Below are 26,703 nucleotides of genomic sequence, written 5' to 3' on the forward strand. Positions count from 1 at the left end.
CTTCGGATTCCCGGTCGCCCGGGACACCCTTGCTTTCGGCTATAAGATTCCGGCCATTACGGCTCTTTTTGGACTTGGAGGCGTTTACCCCCGCACCATTGAGATTTACTACATGCCCGGCACACCATTACATTCATGTCTTTACAGACAATATGCCAGCATAGCATTTTCTTGCCATTGTAATAGGTGGTAAGCAGAAAATTTGAAGGAAGATATTTGAATAAATTAAAGCTAAGCGTTTCTAGTTTTGTAGTGGTTTTCTTCATTATTTCAAGATACAATGAGTAGTGCTCCTCATTAAATACTGTGCAATCTGATGTAACTGACATGACATTGGAGAATTTATCCCTGATTTTATGAATCCTTCTTCTATAGCTATGCCTGAGAGAATTTTCATAGCTTTCAATATTATCACATCCTAATTTTAAAATAATAGTTGGCAATGTTCTCATATTTAAAACTTTATTCTGAAGGTAATCTTCCATGAAATTAATTCCAAGGATTAGTCCGGATTCTAATAGAATAAGTTCTGATAAAAAATATTCAAATTCGCTGGAATCACCTATCATGGGCGGGGTAGCAATGGATGCCGGTAATCCTATAACTTGTACTTTACATGGACTAGGGATGTTAGCAAAGGTGAGAATATCAATTTTTAATGTATAAACAACTGTTCCCGCTGCTAAGCTATTATTACAATAGAGTTCATAATATCGCTGGGCACATGGATTGTATTTGTGAAGATGATTGAGGAATTCTTTTTTTTGAAAATAGAAATTAGCCAGATTGTCCCAATTGGTATTGAGATTTTCAGGAGAACTAATTCTTTTAACTGTTTTCTCCATTTTTAAAAGCTTGCTTATAACTTGGCTATGGCACAAAGGACCACAAAGCACAAAGTTACGCTAAGAGAATATGGATCTATGTGGCCGAATTGCCTCCGCCGGCCGGTGCTACCAAGCCACCCAGTTCTTTGTCGATGAGGAACAGTCCGGATTTCTCATTGCCCGCTAATGCCATTTTATCCAGGATGCCATTCACCAGGTTTTCTTCTTCCAACTGTTCGGTTATGAACCATTGCAGAAAATTTGCCGTGGTGTAATCTTTCTCCGTTGTGCTGACATGGTAGAGCTCATTGATTGAAGCCGTGATGTATTGCTCATGCTTCAACACTTCCTGGAACAATTTATGCAACGACTCAAACTGGGACGGAGGCTGCTCGATCTGCTGGATGACCGAATACCCGCTACGGTCGTTCAGATGGTGAACAAATTTGAGCTGATGCATCCGTTCTTCGTCGGAATGTTTATAAAGAAACGCTGCAGCGCCCTGGTAACCATTCTTCTGGCACCAGGATGCCATCGACAGGTAAAGACGGGATGAATATTCTTCCTTTTTGATTTGTTCGTTAACTGCTTTGTCAACTTTTTTTGAAATCATGATATGTTGTGTTTTAAGGTTCTGCTTTCAAAGATAATAAGAAGACAGAAGTCAGAAGACAGAAGACTGAATTATTTCACTGCAGATAACGCAGATTTACGCAGATTGTTCACAGAAGGCATGGGGGCATGGGGGCATGGAAGCATGGGAGCAGGGATGGTATGAAAAGACGAACCCCGTCAGTTATTGCCGGCGGGGCTGTCTACTCGATTAGCTGCTTGGTGATTTGCTTTTTTGTTATCGGATTATGCTCATTTTCTTTGTATCACTTAGCTTTCCATTAAAAAGCAGTGAATAAAAGTAAGTTCCCGATATAAGGTCAGAGTTCGTAAAGTCAACTTTGTAAGTTCCTTTATCTTTTATACCCTCATTTATCTGCCTCATTTCTTTCCCTGTCAGGTCGGTGATAGAAATAGTAACGTGAACTTGTTTTTCAATCTTATACCATATTTGTGTATTTTCCGAGAACGGATTTGGAACATTTTGCAACAAACTGCCATAAGCTATGTTTGTAAGGTTTTGATGCAGTTTCTCACTCATGGTTTCACCGGGTAGTAATGATAACAAATAGTCCCTATGCTCAAAGTATTTTTCTTTGGATTCAGGTTTAAACTGCTTTAAATTTCCTGTATAAGTAGATTTCAATCCCTGGTTTTCCATGAGAAAATACACATAGCCCAAATCTATAATGGCAAAAACACTGTCTTCGAGGCATGAGGGATTAGTAATTTTGTTTTCATACCAACTAATAGCAAGGGGCCAGTTTTCAAGTTTAACATCGCATTTATTAGCAAGAATATCCCCTAATTTTACAAGGACTGTATCGGCCGCGATTGAATCGTTTGTTTGGTAATATTCTTTAAGCCCTGAATAATCCGCAGCAACGTATTCTTCCAACCTTAGTAGTTCTTTCATTGCTGCCTGTGTGTAATCCGATTTAGGGTATTGTTGAATAAAGAGTTGGAATAAGTTTTTGGCAACGGTATAATTCCCATTCTCAAACTGTTCTAAAGCACTCGTGTACATATCTATAATTGGATCGGGGACTATGCCACCTCCACCCGGACACCAGGTAGGATTGTAGATGAAGTATGTGCTTGGATAAAAGTCTTCGCTGGCATCGAAGTTATCACCCCAGCAATTATAGCGTATATCTTTCTGATTAATTCTTGTACTTCCGGCCGGATATGCAAAATATAGCAGTGGATCGTATGGATTTCCGGCATTGTCCTCATCAATTATTGCGTTGTACCTGAAATACCATGGGAAACTATATTTTGAAGCGTAAACTTCATAACTCGTGTTATCCTTGATTTGTTGGGTTTGTGCGTATGTTTGAGCTCCCGGATTGCCGAATAAGGCCACATTACAATTATTCATCAGGCTTAATCCTATCTGGTTATTATGAATATTGTTGCCGGCAATTGAACCTGTAGCATCATAAGCCAATATACCGGTTTGATTACAATCGTGGATATTATTGCCATAAATACTCTGATTACCGGTATTGCCATTACCTGAATTACAGATTTGTATTCCATTGTGATATGCTTTTATGTTGTTGTTTTCAATGAAATACTTCCCATAATTCCAAAGGTCAACTCCAACATGCATATTTGTATTGGAAATAGTACAACCTGAAACAGTTGCTATTAAATTGGGGTCGTTTACCTGGTTTTCGAGATAAAGCCAGGTTTCAAGGAGGGTTGAATTGTTCACCGTAACATTGCCACGATGAGAATAAACCCAATGGCAGTCATTAAATGTGCAATTGTTCATCGTAAGGCTTGCCCCATAATTATGGAAATCTGATTTAGTAAATGTTGTTCCGGTAAAAGAGGTTTGCAAGGCATTGTTGTTTAGGTATAAACCGCCAAAAGAACTTGATGTACTATTGTTGCCAATCGTTACATTTTGTCCCACCTGGATATTGCCATTTATTTGAATGCTATTGTTATTATTACCGAGAAATATAACATCATCCTCAATAATAAGATTAGCACCTGGATCAACTAATAAATCTGCCAAATTATTTCCAAAATATAAACCTAACCCATCTTCAAGAGTCAGACTAACACCGGGATCAATTATTAATTCTCCCCCAACTAAGAAATTTCCCTGAACTGATTGGGTGTTTTCTACATTTCCAGAAATTCCACACAAAGAAAGTAAATCTTCATTAAACGAAATATCAGTAAACTCTTGGGGATCTTCAGGGTCATAACCAGTATATTTTGGATAATAATAACCGTAAGATGACCACGTGTCCAGATTATTGGCATAATCAAATGCTTCTTCCATTTGTACAAAACCATCCCCATCTAAATCAGGGTTGTGGTCGCCGGGATGCCCTACCATTTCAGGATAATTATAAAAAGGAAATAAGCCAACTTCATGCGATTCTTCCCAAGGATAATCGTTGTGTGGATAATATCCACGGGCTGCGGCTGTCCAGTAATATACAAATTCATCGTAGTTAGCTCCTGTAATCCATATTTCTGCCCATGATGATTCATCATCTGATGCGGTTTGAATTGACCTGTTTTTACAGTTCACGTTATAATTAACAAAGTCTGACAACTCAACTTCAAAACCACCAATCTGACATGGCTCCAATACGGCAATTATCTGTGCACAATTAATATCCTCAAGGTATTGTGCAAGTTCAAAATCTCCCAGATCATCACCCGGAAGGTTAATATAAGAGTGCCCGCCACTCATATAGCCATGATCATCCACAAAAATAAATAAGCCGTCTTCAGGTCCTAATTCCGGAATTTCAGGTGATGTGTTGGTTTCGCCTGACATCTCCTGGAAAGTGTGGTGGATGCTTGTTTTATAGGCATTATAGTCAATATCATCTGCTCCATCATTGTCAAAGTCAGCACCAAACACACTTGAGCTATTTACGTAATGGATAAAAATATTTTCTTTGGTATATCCGTAAACATCAAGCAGTGTACAGTAAATAGCCGAAATATCGTTCCAATAACGGTCCTGGTCGGCACCGTTAATAATTACTGCATACAAATTTGGATTGGGGTCAAGCCCGTTAATTGTTGCATTGGGGTTTACCGGTAAATCAACCGGTGTTGACCTTGTCATTTCCGAAATGGCTGTGTAGGCCTTTTTCCAATCAACCGGGAAAAAGTCTTTATTTACAATTTGGTATGCCCCGGTGGATTCATTTACAAAAATATACCTGCAGGGGTGTGCCCAGTTAGCAAAAGGCCTGTCGTCAACAAAATACACCCAGTTGGACGAATAAGGCATGTTGACTGATTCACCGTTTTCAAGCAAAATTGTACCCTGGCCAGATTTTACTACATCAAGCATAAAAACATCTATCCGGTCAAGTTCACCGGACAGTACCTGGCTTAAAACAAGGTTGGTGGCTTGCTGGCTTGTAAATTGGGCCAGCGCAGGAAAAACACACAGGCAAATAATTGTCGGTTAAATAAAATTACGTAGTTTTAACATTTTCATGTCCCCCTAAATTTTAGTTTAATTTAATTAATTTAACTGATTGGCGGACTTTTCCGTTTACTTTCAGGTAAGCGATATAAGGGCCGGGCTTGTTTGGTTTACCGCCTGCATCAAGCCCGTCCCATTTTATTGTATTCAATTGACCTCCTTTCCGAATTTTGTTTGTTAAACTTATGATTAAGCTTCCCCGAAGGTCGTAAACGGACAGCTCCGCCAGAGCTGTTTGTTCTATTGTGAATTGAAATGTTGTTTCGGTTGTAAAGGGATTTGGATAGCACGATAATGGGTTTTGGGATTCCGGTTCCGGGTTTTTTATTATGGTTATCGGGTCTTCCACAAAATTTCCGTTGCCATCGTTGAATAATATCTCCAGGTTATCGGGCAGGTAAGCATATAAGGTTTTTACCGTGATAATATCGTTGTAGCCATTACCATCCATATCTGCACAATAGCCATTGCGCCAGCCCTCCTGTGGATTTGAGGGTGGCAGGGCCACAAACTGTGAGTCTGCAAGTTGGAAGTCACCCTGGTTATAATAAATAATATAGCCCGATTTATCAGACAATTGAAAGAGAATATCCTGCAAGCTGTTGTTGTTAAAATCGGTAACAAAAAATCTTGATGACATGGGTTGAAAATAAAACTCTTCCAATGTATCAAATATGTTATTCCCCTTATTTTCGTACATTATCAGGCTGGTTATCCCAATTATGGGTATGCCAACAAAAGTTAATATATCATTATCCCCGTCAAGGTCGAAATCAACGATTGAAACGCCTTCTTTAAAGTTATTAGTTTCTAAAATCAACGACTGAAAGCCATCAGGATAACTAAAATATACTTCGGTGCTTTGCCCGCAAACTACAATATCGTTCCTGTTGTCACTGTTCAGGTCACCACAAGCTATTGCTGTGGGAAAATAACCATTCACATAAGTGTATTCCGGTTCAGAGAAATTACCTGTACCATCGTTGTACATAACCCCCCAGAACTGGCCATTATTGGAGGCAATTATTATATCAGTATAGCTATCATTGTTAAAGTCACCGTAATTAATATCTGAAAACGTTTCACTACTATTTAGTGAAAAATCCTGAAACATTTCAAATGCGCCACCATAATTATAAAAAACCCTAATATATCTTTCCGCTATACCTGAAGAAAAATCTGACATAAATGAAACAATATCTGGGTAATTGTCATTGTTGATATGTGCAGTAAAAATGTTTTCCTGATAACCACAAAAGACAATAGTTGTATCTAAAATTGCAAATATTCCGCTGTTTGTATTTTCTAAAAGTGTGATTGAAGTGTTATTATTTTGCCATGCAGTTTTATGCCCAACAATAATATCATTATCCCCATCCAAATCAATATCGCCGGCTGTAACGCTCCATGCTGCACGGGGTATGGTGTAGTTGCTACGGGTGTCGCCGGTTTTAAAAGCAAGGGCTGCCAGAGCCGTCAGAATTAATAGTATTTTTTTCATCACTTTTTGTTGTTTAATATATTGGCCCACTCTTTCAGATTGAAGGCGGGTAATATAATCATTTTTATTGTTAATTCAAAAACAATTCGGAAAAAAATTATTTCTGACATGTTAAAGTCCTTGTAACTATTCACGCCCTATGAATATAGGGTATTAATTTGGGTTAGTGATTGTAACGGGTTGAGATTATTTTTGATCGCAGTATCTATAACTGACCGTATGGTTGCGAAGGACTCAGCACCGGAAATTGACTTGAACTGGCCTGATATTTTTTGTTTCACCTTTACATTTCGTATCGCACGCTCTGAACCATTGTTATCAGGAGGAACCTGTGGATTATACAAGAAAGTAAAGATGTGTTGGCGGTATTTAATGTATTTTTACATCCTCAGAAGATTAATTGTAAACATGTGATTGTTAATAGCTACATTCAAATTAATGGGAGTGAATAGTTACAAAAGAAGAAGTGTCAAATTATTAGTTTTCATAATTTTAAGTTTTTTGGTCGTACCTGAAACAAGAAACAAACAAAATCACTCAACCTAAACTTTAGAATGCTTCCTTGCTTTTATGGCACATCCTGGTTAATAAATAATTGAACGAATATTACCGAGCGTGTAAGAATGTTCCTGCCTGACTGCAAGCGTATTAGGTAAAGGCCTGGTTTAACCTCCTTTCCGTTTAAGCCTTTACCATTCCATATTATTCTATACTCACCTTTCATTTTATATTCATTTATTAATGTATTTATTAATTTCCCCTGCAAATTATAAATTGAGATATTTGCAAAGCCGGAACGATTCATATTGAAAGTGATGTTTGTATGGTTTGTAAAAGGATTTGGCGACACCAATAAGCAATTATCATCTTTCACCTCCAGGTTGTCGTCAATAGCATTAGTATAAGTTGAATCGTACACCCATACACCATCGCCGTGTGTTGCTATGTAGAATTTATTTTCATTAATGAGAGGAATTATTTCCAAGGTGCGATTTTCATAGGAACCCTCAAATTTCTGCCAGTTTTTTCCTGAGTTATTGCTGTAATGAATACCGTCATTTCCAGTGCAGTAAAATAAATATTCAGGATTGTCTTTTGCAATTGTAAAATTTCTGATATTTTGATAGTGAAAAGGCCCGGATAAGTATTCGTCCATTAATTGAAAGTTACTTCCCCAATCATAAGATATTTGTATATCATCTCCTTGCATGCTTGAACCAAATAAAGTATTTGAATTCTGCGGATGTATTCCGTCAATTCTTAATTCGAGTGCATCTTCTTCCCATGTTAGTCCGCCGTTAAGGCTTCTGTGTCTTCCAAAATAAACAGTATCCGGATGTAAATGATCGATTATAATGTCTGTATAATTTTCATCGTTATGGCTGACAAAAACAAGTGTCCAGCTATCACCATAATCCGTTGACTTATAGAGAGGGTGCACGTAATCGTCAGGACTCGATGTAAGATAAACTATATTAGTGGACATAGGATTTATTGCAATATCAAATATTGCCCCAACTATATTATGTCTGATGCTTTGAAAAGTAATGCCACCATCATAACTTCTCATAGGATCGCGACCGCCATAATATATTGTATCAGGATATAGAGAATTGAATTTAGTAAAACCGACCGGATCAATGACTACTCTTTCCCAGCTATGGCAAGCATCAAAACTTTTCCATAATCCCTGAGCACCTGCTGCATATACAATATCACTATTGTTTGGATGAACTTCCAAATCCAAAATGTATGAATTCATCAGATTTGTATTTTGTGATTGCATTGTAATACCACCATTTTCAGAGTGAAAAACACCGTAATAAGTGCCAAAATAAATATTGTTGGTATTTGACGTTTCTGCCTGACAATGATTTCTTAAATTGATGGTGCGTATCGCGCTGGAAAGTTTATCGGAAAGCTTATCAACTTCAAACCATGAAGCCCCGTTATTCGTACTTTTCAAAATACTGAATGTAAAATCCGGTTCTTCGGTTTGCCTTTCAATATATAAATTAAAATCTGCATCGGCATACATACTTGTTACCCATTTGTAAGGGTCTTCAAATCCTTCGTAAAGGCTCCAGTTTTGTCCGCCGTCATCAGAAAACTCCAACAACCAGTCTAAATATCCTGTATAAACTACTCCCCACATGTTTTGAGTGTTTCCGGGATTAATGCTTATGTCGTAAACAGGAAAATCATCCATTACTTCTTGCCAACTATTGCCATTATCAAAACTTTCCATTATTCCCCATGAAAAACCAGCTTCACCTGCACTGCCTATTCCAATAATTAAATGTTCATTATCAGTCGGGTCTCTTTTAATGTCAGTAATATTATATGTGTTTCCATGAGGTAAACTTTCGATAAGGTTCCATGTATTTCCACCATCTAAAGTTCTGTATAATCCACCGTTTTGAAGAGAGCCGGGTGTATAATACATACCTGTTCCCAGGAAAATATCATTAGGATTTTGAGGGTTTATGTTAATAAAATTTACAGCCAATGTATCTGGCAATGTTTCATTTGCTTTTTGCCAGCTATTGCCACCGTTTGTGCTTTCAAATAAACCTCTCTCCAACGTACTTATCCAAAGATAATTTTCATCTTGTGGATTAACGGCAATAGCATCAATTGGATAATGATCGCCGTACCACCAGCAAGGCAATGACGGAGTATTACTAAGCGTATCTTCATACGAAGGAAGGTTATAATTTGAACAATATATCCATGTTGCACCCCCGTTATTCGTTTTGTAGAGGCCTGTTGAATATGTTCCAAGATAAATGACATTTGGATTTGATGGAGCCATTGCCAATGATTGTACATGAGCACAAAATGGGCCATTTCTAAACCAGTGTGTGTCGCTTTGTAAAATTATTTGTGATTGAGTAAATAGGTTGATAAATATTCCGGTTATTAGCAAGATCAAATTTTGCATCGTTTAAATTTTTAATATCTACTCAGCAGTAATGCATTAAAAAAAATCCAAGATAATAATCAATACCTTCAAAAACCAATGGTTGTATTGATCAGAGGTCTGTTGTTTAGAAGAACCTTAATGGATAGTGGCTTGGTGCAGTAAATATACAATGTAATTCGTTATTTGTCAAGGATTTAGTAAAATAAATTTACGAAGAGCGGAAAGAAGGGAAGAGCGGAACTTTGAACTTTGAACTTTGAACTATCCCCGCAACGCTTCCGCTCCACTGACGATCTCGAGCAGTTCTTTTGTGATGGCGCTCTGACGGGCCTTGTTGTAAGACAGGCGAAGTTGCTTAAGCAGATCCTGGGCGTTTTCGGTGGCCTGTGCCATGGCGGTCATCCTGGCCCCATGCTCGGCGGCGTAAGAATCAAGGATAGTCTTGTAAAGCTGTACTTTCAGCATCTTCGGGATCAGCTCCCTGACCAGCACCGATTTCTCGGGCTCGAAAATGTAATTTGCTAACCATTTGCCGGTTTTTGCGCCTTGTACAACAGCAACCGGTATGATAGGCAGGTACTGTTCGATGGTCAGTACCTGCTGGCCGGAATTCCTGAAGTGATTATAAATGATCTCGATCTTATCGTATTTCTTCGTGGCAAAAGCCGCCATCAGTTCTTCGGCAATCGCTACCGTGTTAACAAACGTCAGCGCATCGAAAATATCATTGTTGGCGTTGACAACGTTAAACTTGTTCTTCCTGAAAAAATCAGTCCCCTTTTTACCGATAGGATAAAGATCGAGCTGGCCTTTCCGGTTGATTTCCCTGTAGTGCTCATCGATATAAGCCTTGGCAGCCTTGATTGCATTGCTGTTGAACGGGCCGCACAGGCCGCGGTTTGAAGTTATTACCAAAAGCAACACCCTCTGCACCGGGCGTACGGTAGAATAGACGGCCTCATCGGTATTTTCCAGGCTCGAAGTGAGGTTTCCAAGGATCTCCCTGAGCTTGGCAGCATAAGGCGCCAGCGCCTGGACGGCATTCTGCGTCCGGCGCAGCTTACTGGCCGCGACAAGCTTCATCGCGCTGGTGATCTGCTGCGTAGAATGAATCGACTCGATCCGTATCCGTACTTCCTTTAGACTAGCCACAAAAACTTCGTTTTAGTTCAAAGTTCAAAGTGCAAAGTGCAAAGTTGAAGTTGACAAGTTTAAAGTAGCATGACCACTTTGAACTTTGCACTTTGAACTTTGAACTATTTTTCATATTTCTTTCCAATATCCTTTGCTGCTTCTTCCATCAGTTTGATGCCTTCATCGGTCAGTTTGCCTGCTTTAAGCTCCTGAAGGACATTCTGGTGATTTTCTTCCAGGTGGTGCAGGTATTCGACTTCGAAATCCTTCACGCTTGCGACCGGTACATTTTTCAGCAAATTGCGTGTTCCCACGAAAATGATAGCAATCTGTTTCTCTACCGGCATGGTATCGTGCAGCTCCTGTTTCAGGATCTCCACATTACGTTTTCCCTTTTCGATCACGGCCTTGGTAGAGGGATCGAGGTCAGAGCCAAATTTGGAGAAAGCTTCCAGTTCGCGGAATTGGGCCTGGTCGAGTTTCAGCGTACCGGCGACTTTTTTCATCGATTTGATCTGGGCTGATCCACCGACCCGCGATACTGAAATACCAACATTGATAGCCGGACGGATACCGGAGTTGAACAGGCTGGTTTCGAGGAATATCTGGCCGTCGGTGATGGAGATCACGTTAGTCGGGATATAGGCCGACACGTCGCCTGCCTGGGTTTCGATGATCGGGAGTGCCGTTAAGGATCCTCCTCCTTTTACCATGTGCCTGATCGATTCCGGCAGGTCATTCATTTTCCTGGCGATTTCATCGGCGGAGATAATACGTGCAGCTCTTTCCAAAAGTCTTGAATGAAGATAAAAGACATCCCCGGGGTAAGCTTCACGGCCTGGAGGCCTTCTTAGCAGCAGTGATACTTCGCGGTAAGCAACAGCCTGCTTCGAAAGATCATCGTAAATGACCAACGCGGGGCGGCCTGTATCGCGGAAGAACTCGCCGATAGCAGCGCCGGCAAATGGCGCGTAAAACTGCATGGCCGCCGGATCGGAGGCGGTTGCCGTTACAATGATCGTATAAGGCATGGCGCCATGATCCTCCAATGTCTTGACTGTCTGGGCAACAGATGAGCCTTTTTGACCTATTGCCACATAAATGCAGTAAACCGGCTTGCCACTTTTGTAAAATTCTTTCTGGTTAATGATAGTATCGATAGCGATGGCGGTCTTTCCTGTCTGGCGGTCGCCGATGAGCAGCTCACGCTGTCCGCGGCCAATGGGGATCATGGCATCGATCGGCTTGATACCGGTCTGCAGCGGTTCGTTCACCGGCTGGCGGAAAATGACACCAGGGGCTTTGCGCTCCAGCGGCATCTCGTATCTTTTACCTTTGATCCCCCCTTTTCCGTCGATCGGCTCGCCAATGGTATTGATAACCCTTCCCAGCAGGCCTTCGCCGACATCGATGGAAGAAATACGGCCTGTGCGTGTGACCTTGTCCCCTTCGTTCAGGTTGTTGGATGATCCGAGGAGCACCACGCCCACGTTATCGACTTCGAGGTTCAATACAATTCCTTTGACCCCCGTCTTTTCAAAATTCACCAGTTCACCGGCCTGGGCATTGCTGAGGCCATATACCAATGAAATGCCGTCGCCTACGGCCAATATCGTACCAACTTCTTCTAACTCTTTTTCGTCTTTAAATCCTGCCAGTTGCTGGCGCAGTATAGCAGATACTTCAGCGGGTTTAATTTGTGCCATTTCAGATGACTTTTTCTATATTTCCCTGATATATAAATTCTCTTCAAATTCCTTCTTTAATTTCTTGATCGTTGTTGTAAGGCTCGCATCGTATCTTCTTCCTTCATCAGATACGATAAAACCCCCGATCAGGCTCTTGTCGATGATCTCGATCAGCTCCACGGTTCCTTTTTTCCTTGTCTCAATGATGGCTACAATCTTTTCCCTGAGCTCCTGGCTTAGGGGAACGGCTGACCTGATCTCGATCACAAGAATATTATGATGTTTCTTGTACATAGCGATAAACTGCCTGGCAATTCCTTCTAAGAATTTTTCCCTCCGTTTGTGACTGAGCAGTTGGTAGAATTTCTCGGTTACTTCTTCTATTTTACCGGTGAATATGGCATCCATCACGGCAATTTTTTTATCCGGCCTGATCACCGGGCTTAGCAGCATTTGCCTGAAATCCCTGTTATTCAGGCAGACATCCACCATAAGGTCCATGTCTTTTCTGACCTGTTCAAGCTTTCCTGTTTCGAGAGCAAGTTCGAACAATGATTTGGCGTATCTTTCTGCTATGATAGAGTCGAGCATGCGGTTCAATTAATTGGCCTGAACATCGTCGAGCATCTTCTTAATGAGCTCTTCCTGTTTCTTATCGTGTGAAAGTTCTTCCCGGACCAGCTTTTCTGCGATCTCGATAGAAAGCAGGGCGATCTGGTTTTTCAGTTCCGTAATGGCCGCCATTTTTTCATTCTCGATTCTTTCCAATGCACTATCGACGATGCGCTGGGCTTCTTCGTTGGCTTTGGTGCGGGCCTCATCGATCATTTTCTCGCGGATTTTCCGTGCTTCGCTTAAGATGGCGTCCCTATCATTTTTAGCTTCGGCGAGCAGTTTTTCGTTATCACTCACCAGGTTTTTCATTTCTTCCCTGGCCCTGTCAGCAGCGTGCAGCGCCTGATCGATCGATTCCTCGCGCTCTTTCAGCATCTTCATGATCGGCTTCCAGGCATATTTGCCCAAAAGGAACAGCACTAAAGCGAATGACAGGGTCATCCAGAAAATAAGTCCTAATCCCGGTTGAATCAGTTCCATGTTTTAATGATTTTGTTGAATTAATAAGGTCGGTGACATCCCGGCCAACCGCCGGGATGCTTCACGACAACTGAACTTTCTCAGACAAACAAGACCAACAGGCTGATAACGATAGCAAAGAAAGCAACCCCTTCAATAAGAGCAGCGGCGATGATCATATTCGCACGAATATCACCCACTGCTTCAGGTTGCCTGGCGATGGATTCCACCGCGGCTTTGCCGATTTGACCGATGCCGATGCCCGCTCCGATGGCCGCGATGCCGGCGCCGATTCCGGCTCCCATCTTGGCTAAAGGGGTGAGGTCTACTGCTACCTGTAATAAAACCGTTAAAAGTTCCATAGTTAATTGTATTTATTAAGTGAAAAAAACATTTCCGAATTAGTGTTCTGCGTGATTATGCTCTTCCATCGCCATTCCGAAGTAGAGGGCCGAGAGCAGGGTAAAAACGTAAGCCTGGATGAAAGCCACCAGCAATTCCAGAAATCCCATGAATATGCCGAAGGCAACGGATACCGGCGCTACTGCCATGCCCAGCATGCCTTTGATATTACCGAAAATAAATATCAGGCTCATGAAGCCCAGGATGATGATATGCCCGGCGCTGATGTTGGCAAAGAGACGGACCATGAGGACGAAGGGCTTGGTGAAGACCCCGAGGAACTCGACAAAGGGCATCAGCGGCACCGGGAATTTCAGCCACCAGGGCACGCCCGGGGCATTGTAAATATGTTTCCAGTAATTCTTGTTCGCACTAAATAGGGTGATCAGGAAGGTGAACAGCGCCATGATACCGGTCACGGCCAGGTTGCCTGTTACATTGGCCCCGAAGGGAAAGATCGGGATCAGGCCAATTAGGTTGTTCAGGAATATGAAGAAGAATACCGTTAAAAGATAGGGCAGGTACTTCTCGTATTTCTTTTCACCGATGGCCGCTTTGGCGATATCATCCCGTACAAAAATGATGATAGGTTCGATCAGCGATTGGATGCCGCTGGGTGCTTTGCCCTCGTTTTTCCGGTATGATTTTGCAATGGAGATAAAGATGATCAACAACAGTGCAGCGCTGACAAATATGGCGAAAACGTTTTTGGTGATCGAAAGGTCAATGATACTTCCTGCATCCGGGTCTGCTTCCATCGTTCCTTCTTTCATCCTGACGATCTTTCCTTTCTTTGCTCCTTCCTCTTCGACTTTAAAGCCTCTGTAGGCCTCTTCGCCGTGGTGGAATTTCGAAGACATGAAGACGGTCAGATTGCCATCATAGAGGAGAATCACCGGCAGCGGCACAGAAATGTGCGTATGTCCCACAGCCAGGATATGCCATTCATAAGAATCGACGATATGCTCGATGATCATTTCGCCGGCGTTGAAATTTTCGGCCTTTTCCTCGTGAATAGCAGTTTCCTGCTGAACAGCAGCGGTTGCATGTCCTTTCTCAGCCTTAAGGGTGTATATCCCGAGGGAAAACATAAAAAGGCAAAGGATAAGGATTCGTAAAACAGCTGATTTTACAATAGGTTCCTGCATGCTGATTGACTCGGTAAATCGGTTTCTTTGAAATCGGCTGCAAGTTTACGAAGAATTCCTGAAATTTCCATATAAAAAATAGAAGTCAGAAGTCAGAAGTCAGAAGACTGAAGACGCCATTCTTTAAATCCACAAATACTCCATGCCTCCCCGCTTCCCTGCTTTAATAAAATTTCATTACTTTTGCACCTCGTTATTTAGATCATCAGAATATGAAAAAGTCAGCCTTTCTCCTTCTTCCTTTTCTCTTAATGCTTTTTGCCTGTCAATCCAAACAGGGTCCTGCAAAAACCGATAAGGCTTCAGGTGATAAGAAGCCGTCTGAAACTTTCGTTGTTGAGGGTGATCAAAAGCTCAAGGTTTCGGAATCAGATGATGTCAAGCATCCCAGTAAGGAGACAAAGGAATCTTCTACTTTATTCCACCGGGGACTGGAACTGATCCAGGCACAAAATTATGAAGAAGGAATTAGTTACCTGAACCGTGCACTGGAAACTGATCCGGAAAATTCGAGGATACTGTTCAATCGGGGCTATGCCTATTACAGCATGAAAAAATACGACGAGGCGCTGGCCGATTTCATGCATACACTGAAGATAAACTCATCGGATACCATGGCACTGCTCTATTCAGGTCTTACAAAATATTATAAAAATGATTTCCAGGGATCTTTCCAGGATTACAGCAATGCCATCTTAAAAAGCAAAGGCTTCTCCAAAGCTTACTATAACAGGGGAATTTCACGTGGTCAAATGAAAGATTACAAAGGTGCTGTTGAAGATTTTACGAAAGCGATCATCATTGATCCCAATTATCCGGAAGCCTACTTCAACCGTGGACTGGCGAATTTCTTCAAAAGAGATAGTGTTAATGCTTGCATAGACTGGACACGGGCTTCCCTGATGGGATCAGCCAATGCCCAGAAAGCCCTTGATATTTACTGCAAGAATGTGAAGATTCAGTGAACTGTACCTGAAGCCTGGACAAGCGGGTAATCCCCGGCTTTGGTAACCTTTTCAATGAGCTTCCCATCCTCATAAATCAATACATTAACAGCGGAATGCGGCTTGTTTGACTGGGCCGCGATGTAGATATAATCACCATTATGTCCGACGAAAGTGTGTTTCCACCCCTTGTGAATATGCGGCTCCTGGATGACTTTGCACTCCTGGCCACATTTAAAGGTTACATTGAAATCATCAACATCGCCTTTGACGATGTACCTGATCCGGTGTTCACCAGGCTTTGTCCTGTTAAAAAGTTGAAAAAGATTCATATTTTTACCTCCTATAATTTCAAACTCTAAATATACGAAATGGAAACACTGAAAGCAATACTTACACGAAGAAGTATCAGAAAATATTCAGAAAAAAATATTCCGGAAGAGTACTATGAGATCCTGTTGAGGGCTGCCATGCATGCTCCATCGGCCCGGAACCGGCAGCCCTGGCATTTTATCATCATCAGCGACCGCAAAATCTTAAATAAGTTAGCAGCAGTAAATCCATCCTGGAAAATGCTGGAGGAAGCAGCCAACGCCATCGTTGTCTGCGGGGACCTGGAGCTGGAGGATGCGGAAAGTTACATCATCCAGGACTGTTCTGCCGCGACGCAAAATATTCTCTTAGCCGCTCATGAATTAGGACTTGGCACTGTATGGCTTGGTGTGCATCCCCGTGAAGACCGCCTTAAGCCATTGATTAAAATCCTGCAAATACCCGGTCATATTTTGCCAGTCTCCATGGTTTCTATCGGCAAACCCGATGAATACAGTGAACAACCCGATCGTTACAATATTGAAAGGATCCACCAGGACAAATGGTGAATCCTTTTCTTTAATTTCGTAGCATTTAATAAACCAAAAGATTAATAACGTCCATTTTATGAAGACAAGACTATTTCCTGCCATCGTTGCTGCCATAACTCTCTTTTCACTGATCACCAGCTTCATTCTGCTCAGGAACAATCAAAATGAACGGGAAAAATTTGAAGCTTTCCTGCTCGAAAATTTCCGGAAAGTCGATGTGCCCATATCAAAGGAAGAGAATAAATCACTGGATGAACCCCAGATGAATGCTTTCCAGGATTTTTTGCAGACTGTTGACCCGAAGGAGCACAGGGTACCGGTAGAACGGCTGCACCAGGCATACCGCGACCTCAGGGAACCACAGGGTAATTCCGGGCTCAAAGCCGGCAATCCCCTGCAGTGGAACATCGTCCCATCTAACATGGGCGGCCGGACAAGGGTTGTCATGTATGATCCCAATACCTCAACTGGTAATAAAGTCTGGGCCGGCGCCGTCACCGGCGGGCTCTGGTATAACAACAATATCACCAGCCCGATCTCATCCTGGATACCTGTTAATGACTTCTGGCCTTCACTGGCTATCAGCAGCATCACCTTCGATCCGAACAACACACAAACATTTTACGTGGGCACCGGGGAAGCTTTTACCGCACGCGTTATTTACCGTGAATCATCCGGTATCGGGGAAGGGATCTTTAAATCCACCGATGGCGGACAAAGCTGGCAACAGCTTCAATCAACCCTAAACTGGAAGTTCGTCACAGATATCGAGGTTCGCGATGAAAACGGGACCAGTGTGATTTATGCAGGCGTTGCTTCCGGCGAATATCACGGGACCCAGCAGAGTGAACCCACCGATGGCCTTTACCGCTCTACAAACGGTGGAGCGAACTGGACACAGGTAATGCCTAATATCAGCGGCACCAATAATCCTTATGCAGTGGCTGACATTGAGATCACGGCAAACAACCGGATCATGGTCGGCTCCATGGCCAACCTAAATGGAGAAGGCGGCGCTACGATACTTTACTCCGACCAGGGTATCATCGGAACCTGGACCATCTTCGACGATTATTTAGCCATCATTGAGGCTAACCCTTATTTATATATTCCCAATCGAGTAATGATTGGTTGCGCACCTTCCGATCCTGACATTGCCTATGCCCTATTGGATGCCGGTTATGTAAACAGTGACAATGGTTTTATTTATACACAGGGACTGTATATCTTAAGGACGGACAACGCCTGCTCGACCTGGACGGCGAAATCAATCCCGACCGGAGGCGATTATTATTGGGCTACCATCGGCTGGCACGCACTGACGCTTGGCGTCGACCCGAACAATGCCGATGCCCTTTACATCGGAGGATTGGATGTATATAAATCGACCGATGGCGGGAATAACTGGACTCAGGTATCTGACTGGCGGGGAATGTATTATGGCGGCGGTGACACTTACGTCCATGCTGATATCCATGATATCGATTACAAGCCGGGATCTTCCGACGAACTATTGGTCACTACCGATGGCGGCGTTTTCTATACCGCTGAAGCTGAACTTATAGCACCTGCTTTCCAGGAGAAAAACCTCGGGTATGGTACCCTGCAGTTTTATTCATGCGCCATCCACTCCACGGCCGGATCGCAAAAATATGTCGGCGGGCTGCAGGATAACGGGACCCTTTATCACACCGGAACTCCTTTGACCATCTTCGATATGATCGATGGCGGTGATGGCGCTTACTGCTTCATTGACCAGAACCAGCCACAGTATATGATCACTTCGGTTTACTATAATCAATACACGCTCTTTAATAACGGTAATTATTATGAATCCATGAGCGACTGGTCGAGTGGGACATTTATAAGCGCGGCCGATTATGACTACAACAGCAATGTCCTTTATGCCAATGCCTGCTCTTTCGGCGGAAGCCAGGCCAACCAGCTCCTCCGCATTTCAGGTATTCCGAATAACATCTCAGGCACCTTCATCAACCTTAATACAGGTTTAAATGTATATTACTCTGCGGTGGAATACAGCCCTCATTCCCCTTTAAATACTGCAACCATTTATGCCGGTTCTCTTTCCGGCAGATTATTCAGGGTGACAAATGCACAAGCCATCCCACAGGTCACTGAAATTACCGGAAATGATTTCCCGGAAGGAGCTATATCAAGCATTGCGATTGGCGGGTCTGACGATACTCTGTTGGTCACATTCTCTAATTACGGGATTTCATCGGTTTGGCAAACCTATGATGGAGGCGGCAACTGGGAGGAAAAAGAGACCAACCTTCCTGATATACCTATCCGCTGGGCTCTTTATCACCCAAACAGCACACGACATGCTATGATGGCCACGGAGCTGGGCATCTGGACCACCTCCAACCTGGATGAAGCCGGTACGGTCTGGGCACAGGATATCGAAGGGTTCGCCAATGTGAGGGTTGACATGCTTCAGATGAGGCTGTCGGATTATACGGTGATCACGGCTACCCATGGCAGAGGACTGGCTACGGCAGTCTGGGATATACAGACGGGGACCGGCGAGCCGGAAGCATCGCTGGATGTAAGTATTTATCCCAACCCAACCTCCGGACAGTTCAAAGTTCAAAGCTCAAAGGGCAAAGTTGAAGTTATTAAAGTTGAGATAGTTGATTTGAATGGAAAGGTGGTTTCGGTTTTGTTTGAAGGACGATGGGGCTCGGAGATGATGGAATTTGATGTGAGCTATTTGCCGGCTGGGGTATATTTCTGCAGGATCCAATCAGGCAATCAAACAGTTACAAGAAAAATATTATTAATCCGTGTGCCATTAACATAGCCAGCTATAAAAAAACATCCCCTCATTTCAATGTTTTGATTCTTTTTCAATCATTTGGTCATCTAAAAAATCGGCCTCACTCTTTCCTTCACAAAATGTTAGGATCAAATCAACAGCGTCCGAAATATGGTGCAGTCTTTCAATATCGGATAATCCATATTTATCCATATATCTGTACTTTATCCCGGTTAATGGATTCAATCGCGAATGATTTGACATAGCCTTCTTCAACCACGTCAATGTTTCGATTTAAAAGATTTTCCAGGCCATGCTTTATGTCTGCGTAATCGAGAAGAGTGCCTGCAGCCTTTTCAGAATAAGATACCATCAGATCAATATCGCTGTCCTGCCTGTCCTCCCCCCGGGCAAAAGAACCAAATATCCAGGCTTTCGAGATCCTCCCGTCTTCTTTAAAAAAATTACAAATCACTTTAATAATGGTGCCATGGTCACTTTTTTCTTTTCTGCGGTAAAATACCTTTTCTTCAGCAACCTGTAATGCTTTCATGGCGATCTCTTCATCTTTGAGCTGATAAGCAAGATTATCGGATAGCCATGCCAAAAGCAATCCGTTCTTGTCCGTATTAAAAAATGTTGTTGTTTTAACGACTATATCCCTCGAAGCCTTCCGATGTCCGCGTTCAATTTTACTCAGGATTGCCTGGTCTATGTCAAGGAAGGCGGCAACCGTTCGCAACGGCAGTTTTTAGAAAGAGTTTTTCATTAATATCCGGAATTTGATGTCAGTTATTTGCCGGCGGGGATGCAATGCTGCAAATGCAAATTGCCAGGTTGCGACACCTGGCAATTATTTATAACTATTAAAGTAGAATTAATTCTTCCTGTTAAACCTTTGGTTTCGGATGAGCAATCTTTGCTTTCGCGGCTTCATAATCAAAAGGCTTGTGAAATGGGTTCTTATCATTGTGGCATTTCAGGCACACTTCTTTCTTGGGAAGAATCATTCCTTTCGCCAGAGCCTGTTTCTGATCCTTCATAATGGTCATGGTTTTGTAAGCACTTCCAGGGCCATGGCAGGATTCACACGACACCCCTTCTGCAACGGTTATGGTTTCAACCATGTCTGCACTGACTGATGCTGCTGTGGAATGGCACTTCAGGCAGCCCGGATCGGTGACAGGATCTTTAATGCCATTTTTCTTGGCATATTCCAATGACTTCGCATTGCTCAAAGTGGCAATTGATTTAGAATGCAAAGATTCTGACCAGATCTTGTACTGGAATCCGCTTTTTTCGGTGTTGTGGCACATTTTGCATTTTGCAGCTCCTATGTAAGCATAGTCCTGAGCTGATAGTATATTCGCGGCCAGAAAAAACAAACAGCTTATAAATAATGCACTTTTGGTTAACATGGAAAAGTTCCTTTTTGTTTTAAATAATTTGAAATTCATATTTCTACTTTTTTCTTTAATTATGTAATATTTTGATCTCGCTAAATTATCAAAAAATATTCATATGATGCTAAATGATTCAAAATATTTTCAAATGTTTTGCAAAAATCGGGCCAGAGCATTCAATAGAAACTATGTGTAACGTGGTGTGTCATTTTTTTCAAGGAATTTTCATAGTTTTATGCAAAATTTCAGATTATGAGAAGAACAGCATTACTTTTACTGCTTTCCGTGATGATGATGTCCGGTTCCAGCCCAGAGGAAAAACAATTGAAAATAGATTACGAAATATATACCCTGGCCAACGGCCTGGATGTCATTCTCCACATCGACCGGTCAGACCCGATCGTCGCGCTTGCCGTCCAGTACCACGTGGGCTCCAACCGCGAAGTGAAAGGCCGTACGGGCTTTGCTCACCTCTTTGAGCATATGATGTTCCAGCGCTCGGAGAATGTCCCCGAAGACCAGTTCTTCAAGCTGATCCAGGATGCGGGCGGCACCCTCAATGGCGGCACCTCCAGCGATGCTACGACCTATTTTGAAATCGTCCCGAAAAATGCCCTGGAGAAAATTATCTGGATGGAATCCGACCGGATGGGATTTATGATTAATACGGTGACTAAAAAATCTTTTGCCGTACAGCAAAATGTCGTTCAGAACGAGAGAAGACAATCTTATGATAACCGACCCTATGGGTTCACCCAGGAAGTGATCGCCAAAAACCTGTATCCCGACGGGCATCCTTATAGCTGGACCGTTATAGGGGAAATGGCAGACCTCTTCAACGCGCAGGTGGAAGATGTTAAAGCATTCCATAACAAATTCTACCTGCCTAACAACGCTACCCTGGTGCTTGCCGGCGATTTCGACGTTGCGGAGGCAAAAAAACTGATTGAAAAGTACTTTGGCGAAATTCCCAGTGGAAATGCTGTCACCGATCCGGCACCGGTTCCGTTCTCACTTGAAAGAACCAAAAAGCTTTATCATGAAGATAACTTTGCCAAAGCTCCCCAGTTCCGGATGATGTGGCCAACAGCCGAGGAATACAGCGATGATTCATACCCGCTCTCTTACCTCGGCCAGCTCCTGTCGCAGGGAAAAAAGGCTCCTTTATACAAAGTCCTGGAAAAAGAAGGAAAACTAACCACCAGTCAAAATGCTTATAACAACAGCCAGGAAATTACCGGCAGTTTCGGCATTGTGGTCACGGCTAATGACGGAGTAAGCCTTAAAGATGTGGAAGAAGGGATCTTCGAAGCCTTCAGAATGTTTGAAAAAGACGGATTTACAGAAGAAGATGTCGAACGGATCAAAGCCAGCCAGGAGACGAATTTTTATAACGGTATCAGCAGCATCCTCGGGAAATCCTTTCAACTGGCTTCCTATAACGAATATGCAGGAGATCCGTCGTATTACAAAACTGATATCGAAAAACTGAAAGCAGTGACCAGGGAGGATATTCTCCGGGTATACGAAAAATATATCAAAGACAAGCCTTATTTAGCCACCAGCTTTGTACCAAAAGGCCAGCTGCAGCTCATCGCTGAAGGTTCTGTGGATGCCGGTGTCAAAGAAGAAGATATTACAAACGCAACCCAGGTATCCATTGAAGAGATGAAAGAAGAAGTCATCGGACAGACACCTTCTTCTTTCGACCGCAACGTTATCCCTGTCGACGGGCCTGACCCGATGCTGAACTTGCCTGTTGTGTGGGAAAGAAAGCTGGATAATGGTATGCGGGTACTCGGGGTCGAAAATAATGAATTACCACTGGTCCAGTTCAATATCGTGCTGAAAGGCGGGCATTACCTGGATGAGCTGGATAAAGCCGGCACGGCTTACCTTGTTGCGGAATTGATGATGGAAGGCACAAAAAATAAAACCCCGCAGGAGTTGGAAGAAGAGATCGAAAAGCTGGGCGCCTATATTTCAATTAACGCTTCCACTTTCGATATCACCATCAGCGTAAACACACTTGAAAGGACATATGATAAAGCTCTTGCTCTGGTAGAAGAGATCCTGCTGGAGCCCCGATGGGATGCCGAAGAATTTGAAATGTCCAAATCGAGGCTGCAAAACCGTCTGATCCGCTCTAAGGCCGATCCTAACACCCTGACCCGAGACGCGTTCATGAAGCTGGTTTACGGCCCGGAACATATTTTTTCAATCGACCGTCAGGGCACAGAAATTACTGTTGCCGGCATCACGATGGATGACCTGAAGGCTTATTACCAGGCCAATTTCTCCCCTGCAGCGGCCAGTTTCCATATTGCCGGTGACATCACGGAAGATAAAGTCCTTGCTTCATTGAAAAGCCTTGGTAAAAAATGGACCGGAAAGGAGGTTATTTATCCGGAATATTCCTTCCCTGTTCCACCTGCTGAATCGAAGATCTATTTCATTGATATCCCCGGCGCCAAGCAATCGGTTATTAATATTGGCGGACCGGGCCTTTCACGCAACGATGAAGATTATTACGCTGCCATTGTTATGAACCAGAAACTTGGCGGCTCTTTCAACAGTAACGTCAACCTGGTCCTGCGGGAGGAGAAAGGCTTTACTTACGGCGCACGGACAAGCTTCTCAGGTTCTTACATTCCCGGCACTTTTATTGCTTCTTCCAGTGTAAGATCCTCAGCCACCTTCGAATCACTAGAAATCTTCAAACAACTCATGGAAGATTACCGGAAGGGCATCCCCATGGAAGATCTGACCTTCACAAAAAATTCCCTGAATAAATCCAAAGCCAGGGAGTTCGAGACTCTTGGCGCCAAGATCAGGATGCTTCAGGATATCAGCATGTATAACCTGCCGGTAGATTATGTCAGAGAACAGGAAAAAATCGTCAGTGACATGACACTGGAACAGCATAAAGCCCTGGCAGAAAAGTACATCGATCCTTCAAGAATGTACTACGTGATTGCCGGTGATGCCGCCACACAAATGGAACCACTTGAAAAGATCGGATTTGGGAAGGCAGAAGCGGTGAAATGATTGTGCGATTGGTCGATTGGACGAAAGTAATCTTCCTGCCCGGATCGTTTTACTTACCACTAACGATACCGGATCATTTCACCGCCACATGCAAAGCCGAAATACCGCCAGTGAGGCGTTTGAAAGTCACTTCAGAGAAGCCATAACTTTTCAGCAGGTCACAGATCTCTTCCGGTTCATAGTAATTGATCACGGAATAACTCAGGTATTTGTAAGCTCCCTTGTTGCCTGAGACAAGGCTTCCAACCGGATAAACGATAAAACGGGTATAAAAGCGGAATAATGTCCTTAACCAGGGCCACTGCGGCTGGCTGCTCTCAATGATGACAAACTTTCCGCCCGGTTTCAGCACCCGGTGTATTTCGGCCAGGAATTTCGGTGTGTCTTGATTTTTAAAGGTCAGGTTGCGGAAAGCAAACGTGATGCCTATAGCATCGAAATAACCGTCGGTAAAAGGCATGGCTGCCGCGTCACCCTGGAGGAAAGTGATATTATGCCGCCTGGTTTTTGCGGCTTTACGCTTTGCGATATCCAGCATGGGTTTACTGTAATCGTATCCGGTGATCTCCGGCTTTCTATTGCTCATTTTAGCGATCCTGATGGCCAGGTCGCCTGTACCGGTACAAAGGTCCATGATCTTTTCAGGATGGTCAGCCAGGCATTCCCTGGCTGCCTTGGCTCTCCAGCTCTCATCCAGCCTCAGTGTAAACAAACGGTTGACCAGGTCATAACTCGGCGGAACAGCAGTGAAAATCTTGTAGAGCGGGCGGCTTTCTTTTTGCTGATCCTGCTTTGAGACAATATGTGGAGATTTATTTTTCATGCTGCTGCAAAAGTAAAGTTCAAAGAACAAAGTGGTGGATAATAATTTTGAATTTTGTAACTTCAACTCTGCACTTTGAATTTTGAACTTTGAACTAATTTCCAAGCTTCATCGACGTGCCGCTGTTCTACATTCGTCTGTCCAATCACCATGCGGAGGACGTATTTACCGTTTAATTTCGTGTGTGTCAGGTAGATTAGCCCGGTCTTATTGATATCCTTAAGCAATTTCTCATTGATCTCGTTGAGCTGTTTTTCATCTTCAATGCCTGTAGGCTTGTATCTGAAACATAAAAGGTTTAAAGTAACCGGGGCCATCAGTTCAAATTCAATGTCCTGCCCTATCACTTCAGCCAGATCATGCGCCAGCCGGATATGGAGACGGAGCTTTTCCTGCAGGGCTTCCGTTCCAAAGCTGCGCATTACAAACCAAAGTTTGAGGGATCGGAACCGCCTCCCGAGCGGGACACCCCAGTCGCAGTAATCATTGACCTTCCCCTGGTCTTGTGTCCGCAGATATTCCGGGACTACCTGAAGGGTCCTTAAAAGTGAATATTTGTCTTTGACAAAATATGCCGAACAGTCGAAATTTGTAAAAAGCCATTTGTGGGGATTGAAGACGAAACTATCGGCGTACTCCACCCCTTTGATCATCCAGCGGAATTCAGGCAGGATGAGGGCCGAGCCGGCAAATGCAGCATCGACATGAAGCCAGATGCCATAACGCGAACAGATACCGGCAATTTCCTCCAGCGGATCGATGGCCGTGGCTCCCGTCGTGCCCAGCGTAGCTACAACGCAAATTGGCTTGTTGCCCACTTTGAGGTCCGACTCGATAGCCAGTTTAAGCAGCCTGGGATCAAGGCGGAACTGATCATCCACGCCGACTTTCACCAGGTTCTGGCTGCCAATGCCAGCTATTTTTACTGCCTTTTCTACGGAAGAATGTGTCTCGGTAGAGCAGTATACCCTGAAACTGTCGAACCATTTCAGGCCTTTTTCATTCACCTGGAATTCGGAATGTTTTTCACGGGCGTTAAGGATGGCAACCAATGTGGCGGTGGAAGCCGAATCCTGGATTACCCCCTGGAAATGTTTCGGCAGGCCTGTCATCTTTTTCAGCCAGTTCATCATCTTCTCTTCCAGTTCGGCGGCAGCCGGCGAGGTTTCCCATTTCATACATTGCGCTCCCAGGGTGGCCGTCAGCATCTCGGCCAAAACCGAGGGATAGCTCGAATTGGCCGGAAAATAAGCAAAGAAATTCGGGCTCTGCCAGTGAGTCATCCCCGGAAGTATAATCTTCATGAAATCAATGAAGATCTCCGCCATAGATTCCCCTTTCAGCGGCGCCTTTTCGGGGATCTGCCTGTAAATATCCCCGGGCTCGACCTGTGCCTTAACCGGGAAGTTTTCAACCTGCTCAAGGTAATCGGCCATCCAGTCGACAAACTCGTGGGCATAACTGCGAAACGCTTGATTGTCCATTGTTTTAAACTTATTTTTTTAACTTCTTCATTAACAAAATTAGAAGATATCAGTATCGGAAATATGAATTAAACATTAAGTTTTGAAGATGTTTTTTCACGCAATTTTTCGAAAAACCTCTTGCTTTTTAAAAAAAATGCTTATATTTAAAGTGCGATTAGATATGGTGACTAAAAATAACTATTATGGACACGAGAAAATTCGAATACCTGGAAACCATCCGTGAAACCATTGAAATGGGCGATTACGATGAACTGGATGATTATGTGGAGGATATCCGCGACCAGGTTAAGGGCGACCCGGAATTCCAGGAACTTTTCGGGGAAATCAAAAGCAAAAATTACGGTGATGTGATCTCATTGATCGATGAGTTCATTTATCAGGATATACAATCCGAAACGGATGAATTTTTGAATGAAGAGGCACTGCAGAGGCTCAGCAGCCAGGATTCCGGGCTGGACTTTTTATTAAAAACCGGAGATGAGATACCCGAAGAGATCTCTTTCGAGGAGTTTAAAGAAGATGATTATGCATCCGGCTCAGGTCAGGATGAAGATAATTAATCCCTAACC

Annotated in this window: 22 protein-coding genes and 1 pseudogene; 5 read left to right on the forward strand and 18 right to left on the reverse strand. The window is 43.2% G+C overall.

Features of this window, described 5'->3' with window-relative positions:
- Nucleotides 1-56: 56 nt before the first annotated feature.
- The 12 genes and pseudogenes from M0Q51_13545 to atpB form a co-directional block, all read right to left on the reverse strand.
- On the reverse strand, nt 57-845 hold the full coding sequence (locus M0Q51_13545) for a hypothetical protein (GenBank protein MCK9401001.1): 789 nt from the start codon (nt 843-845) through the stop codon (nt 57-59).
- 76 nt (nt 846-921) lie between these two features.
- Nucleotides 922-1,440 (reverse strand): ferritin, encoded by a 519-nt coding sequence (locus M0Q51_13550; GenBank protein MCK9401002.1) that lies wholly within the window; start codon nt 1,438-1,440, stop codon nt 922-924.
- Between the two features lie 237 nt (nt 1,441-1,677).
- Nucleotides 1,678-4,776: a T9SS type A sorting domain-containing protein gene (locus M0Q51_13555; protein MCK9401003.1), complete on the reverse strand. Its 3,099-nt coding sequence runs from the start codon at nt 4,774-4,776 to the stop codon at nt 1,678-1,680.
- 163 nt (nt 4,777-4,939) lie between these two features.
- Entirely contained in the window at nt 4,940-6,415 is a 1,476-nt protein-coding gene (locus M0Q51_13560; protein MCK9401004.1) for a VCBS repeat-containing protein, read from the reverse strand.
- A gap of 137 nt (nt 6,416-6,552) precedes the next feature.
- A pseudogene (locus tag M0Q51_13565) lies at nt 6,553-6,786 on the reverse strand (transposase).
- Nucleotides 6,787-6,983: 197 nt separating this feature from the next.
- The gene (locus M0Q51_13570; protein MCK9401005.1) at nt 6,984-9,359 is read right to left on the reverse strand and encodes a T9SS type A sorting domain-containing protein; all 2,376 of its coding nucleotides are present in this window, start codon (nt 9,357-9,359) and stop codon (nt 6,984-6,986) included.
- A 243-nt stretch (nt 9,360-9,602) separates the two neighbouring features.
- The gene (gene atpG, locus M0Q51_13575; GenBank protein ID MCK9401006.1) at nt 9,603-10,493 is read right to left on the reverse strand and encodes an ATP synthase F1 subunit gamma; all 891 of its coding nucleotides are present in this window, start codon (nt 10,491-10,493) and stop codon (nt 9,603-9,605) included.
- Nucleotides 10,494-10,597: 104 nt separating this feature from the next.
- Complete coding sequence (atpA, locus tag M0Q51_13580; GenBank protein MCK9401007.1) at nt 10,598-12,181, reverse strand: F0F1 ATP synthase subunit alpha; 1,584 nt, start codon at nt 12,179-12,181, stop codon at nt 10,598-10,600.
- Nucleotides 12,182-12,196: 15 nt separating this feature from the next.
- Entirely contained in the window at nt 12,197-12,754 is a 558-nt protein-coding gene (gene atpH, locus M0Q51_13585) for an ATP synthase F1 subunit delta (GenBank protein MCK9401008.1), read from the reverse strand.
- 9 nt (nt 12,755-12,763) lie between these two features.
- The gene (locus tag M0Q51_13590) at nt 12,764-13,258 is read right to left on the reverse strand and encodes a F0F1 ATP synthase subunit B (GenBank protein MCK9401009.1); all 495 of its coding nucleotides are present in this window, start codon (nt 13,256-13,258) and stop codon (nt 12,764-12,766) included.
- 80 nt (nt 13,259-13,338) lie between these two features.
- Nucleotides 13,339-13,599 (reverse strand): ATP synthase F0 subunit C, encoded by a 261-nt coding sequence (gene atpE / locus M0Q51_13595; GenBank protein MCK9401010.1) that lies wholly within the window; start codon nt 13,597-13,599, stop codon nt 13,339-13,341.
- Nucleotides 13,600-13,638: 39 nt separating this feature from the next.
- Nucleotides 13,639-14,787: a F0F1 ATP synthase subunit A gene (gene atpB, locus M0Q51_13600; GenBank protein MCK9401011.1), complete on the reverse strand. Its 1,149-nt coding sequence runs from the start codon at nt 14,785-14,787 to the stop codon at nt 13,639-13,641.
- 212 nt (nt 14,788-14,999) lie between these two features.
- On the opposite strand from atpB, the gene M0Q51_13605 reads away from it, so the two are divergent.
- Nucleotides 15,000-15,752: a tetratricopeptide repeat protein gene (locus M0Q51_13605; GenBank protein ID MCK9401012.1), complete on the forward strand. Its 753-nt coding sequence runs from the start codon at nt 15,000-15,002 to the stop codon at nt 15,750-15,752.
- On the opposite strand, the gene M0Q51_13610 is transcribed toward M0Q51_13605, so the two are convergent.
- Nucleotides 15,746-16,063, reverse strand: a complete 318-nt coding sequence (locus M0Q51_13610) for a hypothetical protein (protein ID MCK9401013.1) — start codon at nt 16,061-16,063, stop codon at nt 15,746-15,748. The two genes, M0Q51_13605 and M0Q51_13610, sit on opposite strands and share 7 nt — an antisense overlap.
- 39 nt (nt 16,064-16,102) lie before the next feature.
- Here M0Q51_13610 and M0Q51_13615 point away from each other — a divergent pair, with 39 nt between their 5' ends.
- Entirely contained in the window at nt 16,103-16,612 is a 510-nt protein-coding gene (locus M0Q51_13615; protein MCK9401014.1) for a nitroreductase family protein, read from the forward strand.
- Nucleotides 16,613-16,670: 58 nt separating this feature from the next.
- Entirely contained in the window at nt 16,671-19,418 is a 2,748-nt protein-coding gene (locus M0Q51_13620; protein MCK9401015.1) for a T9SS type A sorting domain-containing protein, read from the forward strand.
- 27 nt (nt 19,419-19,445) lie between these two features.
- Here M0Q51_13620 and M0Q51_13625 read toward each other — a convergent pair whose 3' ends face one another.
- The 3 genes from M0Q51_13625 to M0Q51_13635 form a co-directional block, all read right to left on the reverse strand.
- Complete coding sequence (locus M0Q51_13625; protein MCK9401016.1) at nt 19,446-19,586, reverse strand: hypothetical protein; 141 nt, start codon at nt 19,584-19,586, stop codon at nt 19,446-19,448.
- Nucleotides 19,579-20,115, reverse strand: coding sequence for a nucleotidyltransferase domain-containing protein (locus M0Q51_13630; GenBank protein MCK9401017.1), 537 nt, complete (start codon nt 20,113-20,115; stop codon nt 19,579-19,581). Before M0Q51_13630 ends, M0Q51_13625 begins: the two co-directional genes overlap by 8 nt.
- 148 nt (nt 20,116-20,263) lie before the next feature.
- The gene (locus M0Q51_13635; protein MCK9401018.1) at nt 20,264-20,791 is read right to left on the reverse strand and encodes a cytochrome c family protein; all 528 of its coding nucleotides are present in this window, start codon (nt 20,789-20,791) and stop codon (nt 20,264-20,266) included.
- A 237-nt stretch (nt 20,792-21,028) separates the two neighbouring features.
- On the opposite strand from M0Q51_13635, the gene M0Q51_13640 reads away from it, so the two are divergent.
- Nucleotides 21,029-23,824, forward strand: coding sequence for an insulinase family protein (locus tag M0Q51_13640; protein MCK9401019.1), 2,796 nt, complete (start codon nt 21,029-21,031; stop codon nt 23,822-23,824).
- Between the two features lie 73 nt (nt 23,825-23,897).
- Here the strand turns inward: M0Q51_13640 and M0Q51_13645 are convergent, their stop codons facing one another.
- Both M0Q51_13645 and M0Q51_13650 read right to left on the reverse strand, forming a co-directional pair.
- Complete coding sequence (locus tag M0Q51_13645; GenBank protein MCK9401020.1) at nt 23,898-24,647, reverse strand: ubiquinone/menaquinone biosynthesis methyltransferase; 750 nt, start codon at nt 24,645-24,647, stop codon at nt 23,898-23,900.
- Nucleotides 24,648-24,709: 62 nt separating this feature from the next.
- Nucleotides 24,710-26,131 carry a pyridoxal-dependent decarboxylase gene (locus tag M0Q51_13650; protein MCK9401021.1) on the reverse strand — a complete coding sequence of 474 codons (1,422 nt, stop codon included), beginning with the start codon at nt 26,129-26,131 and terminating at the stop codon, nt 24,710-24,712.
- 185 nt (nt 26,132-26,316) lie between these two features.
- Between M0Q51_13650 and M0Q51_13655 the strand changes: the two genes are divergently transcribed.
- The gene (locus M0Q51_13655) at nt 26,317-26,694 is read left to right on the forward strand and encodes a hypothetical protein (GenBank protein MCK9401022.1); all 378 of its coding nucleotides are present in this window, start codon (nt 26,317-26,319) and stop codon (nt 26,692-26,694) included.
- The last annotated feature ends 9 nt before the right edge of the window (nt 26,695-26,703 follow it).

The organism is Bacteroidales bacterium (assembly GCA_023229505.1).
Lineage (GTDB): Bacteria > Bacteroidota > Bacteroidia > Bacteroidales > JAGOPY01 > JAGOPY01.

What these genes read in the sequence shown, in the direction of transcription:
- M0Q51_13635 (MCK9401018.1), bottom strand. Translation starts at nt 20,791, where the DNA reads ATGTTAACCAAAAGTGCATTATTTATAAGCTGTTTGTTTTTTCTGGCC.
- atpE (MCK9401010.1), bottom strand. Translation starts at nt 13,599, where the DNA reads ATGGAACTTTTAACGGTTTTATTACAGGTAGCAGTAGACCTCACCCCT.
- M0Q51_13640 (MCK9401019.1), top strand. Translation starts at nt 21,029, where the DNA reads ATGAGAAGAACAGCATTACTTTTACTGCTTTCCGTGATGATGATGTCC.
- M0Q51_13620 (MCK9401015.1), top strand. Translation starts at nt 16,671, where the DNA reads ATGAAGACAAGACTATTTCCTGCCATCGTTGCTGCCATAACTCTCTTT.
- M0Q51_13625 (MCK9401016.1), bottom strand. Translation starts at nt 19,586, where the DNA reads ATGGATAAATATGGATTATCCGATATTGAAAGACTGCACCATATTTCG.
- atpA (MCK9401007.1), bottom strand. Translation starts at nt 12,181, where the DNA reads ATGGCACAAATTAAACCCGCTGAAGTATCTGCTATACTGCGCCAGCAA.
- M0Q51_13645 (MCK9401020.1), bottom strand. Translation starts at nt 24,647, where the DNA reads ATGAAAAATAAATCTCCACATATTGTCTCAAAGCAGGATCAGCAAAAA.
- M0Q51_13570 (MCK9401005.1), bottom strand. Translation starts at nt 9,359, where the DNA reads ATGCAAAATTTGATCTTGCTAATAACCGGAATATTTATCAACCTATTT.
- M0Q51_13615 (MCK9401014.1), top strand. Translation starts at nt 16,103, where the DNA reads ATGGAAACACTGAAAGCAATACTTACACGAAGAAGTATCAGAAAATAT.
- M0Q51_13560 (MCK9401004.1), bottom strand. Translation starts at nt 6,415, where the DNA reads ATGAAAAAAATACTATTAATTCTGACGGCTCTGGCAGCCCTTGCTTTT.
- atpB (MCK9401011.1), bottom strand. Translation starts at nt 14,787, where the DNA reads ATGCAGGAACCTATTGTAAAATCAGCTGTTTTACGAATCCTTATCCTT.
- M0Q51_13545 (MCK9401001.1), bottom strand. Translation starts at nt 845, where the DNA reads ATGGAGAAAACAGTTAAAAGAATTAGTTCTCCTGAAAATCTCAATACC.
- M0Q51_13555 (MCK9401003.1), bottom strand. Translation starts at nt 4,776, where the DNA reads ATGCTTGATGTAGTAAAATCTGGCCAGGGTACAATTTTGCTTGAAAAC.
- M0Q51_13655 (MCK9401022.1), top strand. Translation starts at nt 26,317, where the DNA reads ATGGACACGAGAAAATTCGAATACCTGGAAACCATCCGTGAAACCATT.
- M0Q51_13605 (MCK9401012.1), top strand. Translation starts at nt 15,000, where the DNA reads ATGAAAAAGTCAGCCTTTCTCCTTCTTCCTTTTCTCTTAATGCTTTTT.
- M0Q51_13610 (MCK9401013.1), bottom strand. Translation starts at nt 16,063, where the DNA reads ATGAATCTTTTTCAACTTTTTAACAGGACAAAGCCTGGTGAACACCGG.
- M0Q51_13550 (MCK9401002.1), bottom strand. Translation starts at nt 1,440, where the DNA reads ATGATTTCAAAAAAAGTTGACAAAGCAGTTAACGAACAAATCAAAAAG.
- M0Q51_13590 (MCK9401009.1), bottom strand. Translation starts at nt 13,258, where the DNA reads ATGGAACTGATTCAACCGGGATTAGGACTTATTTTCTGGATGACCCTG.
- M0Q51_13650 (MCK9401021.1), bottom strand. Translation starts at nt 26,131, where the DNA reads ATGGACAATCAAGCGTTTCGCAGTTATGCCCACGAGTTTGTCGACTGG.
- atpH (MCK9401008.1), bottom strand. Translation starts at nt 12,754, where the DNA reads ATGCTCGACTCTATCATAGCAGAAAGATACGCCAAATCATTGTTCGAA.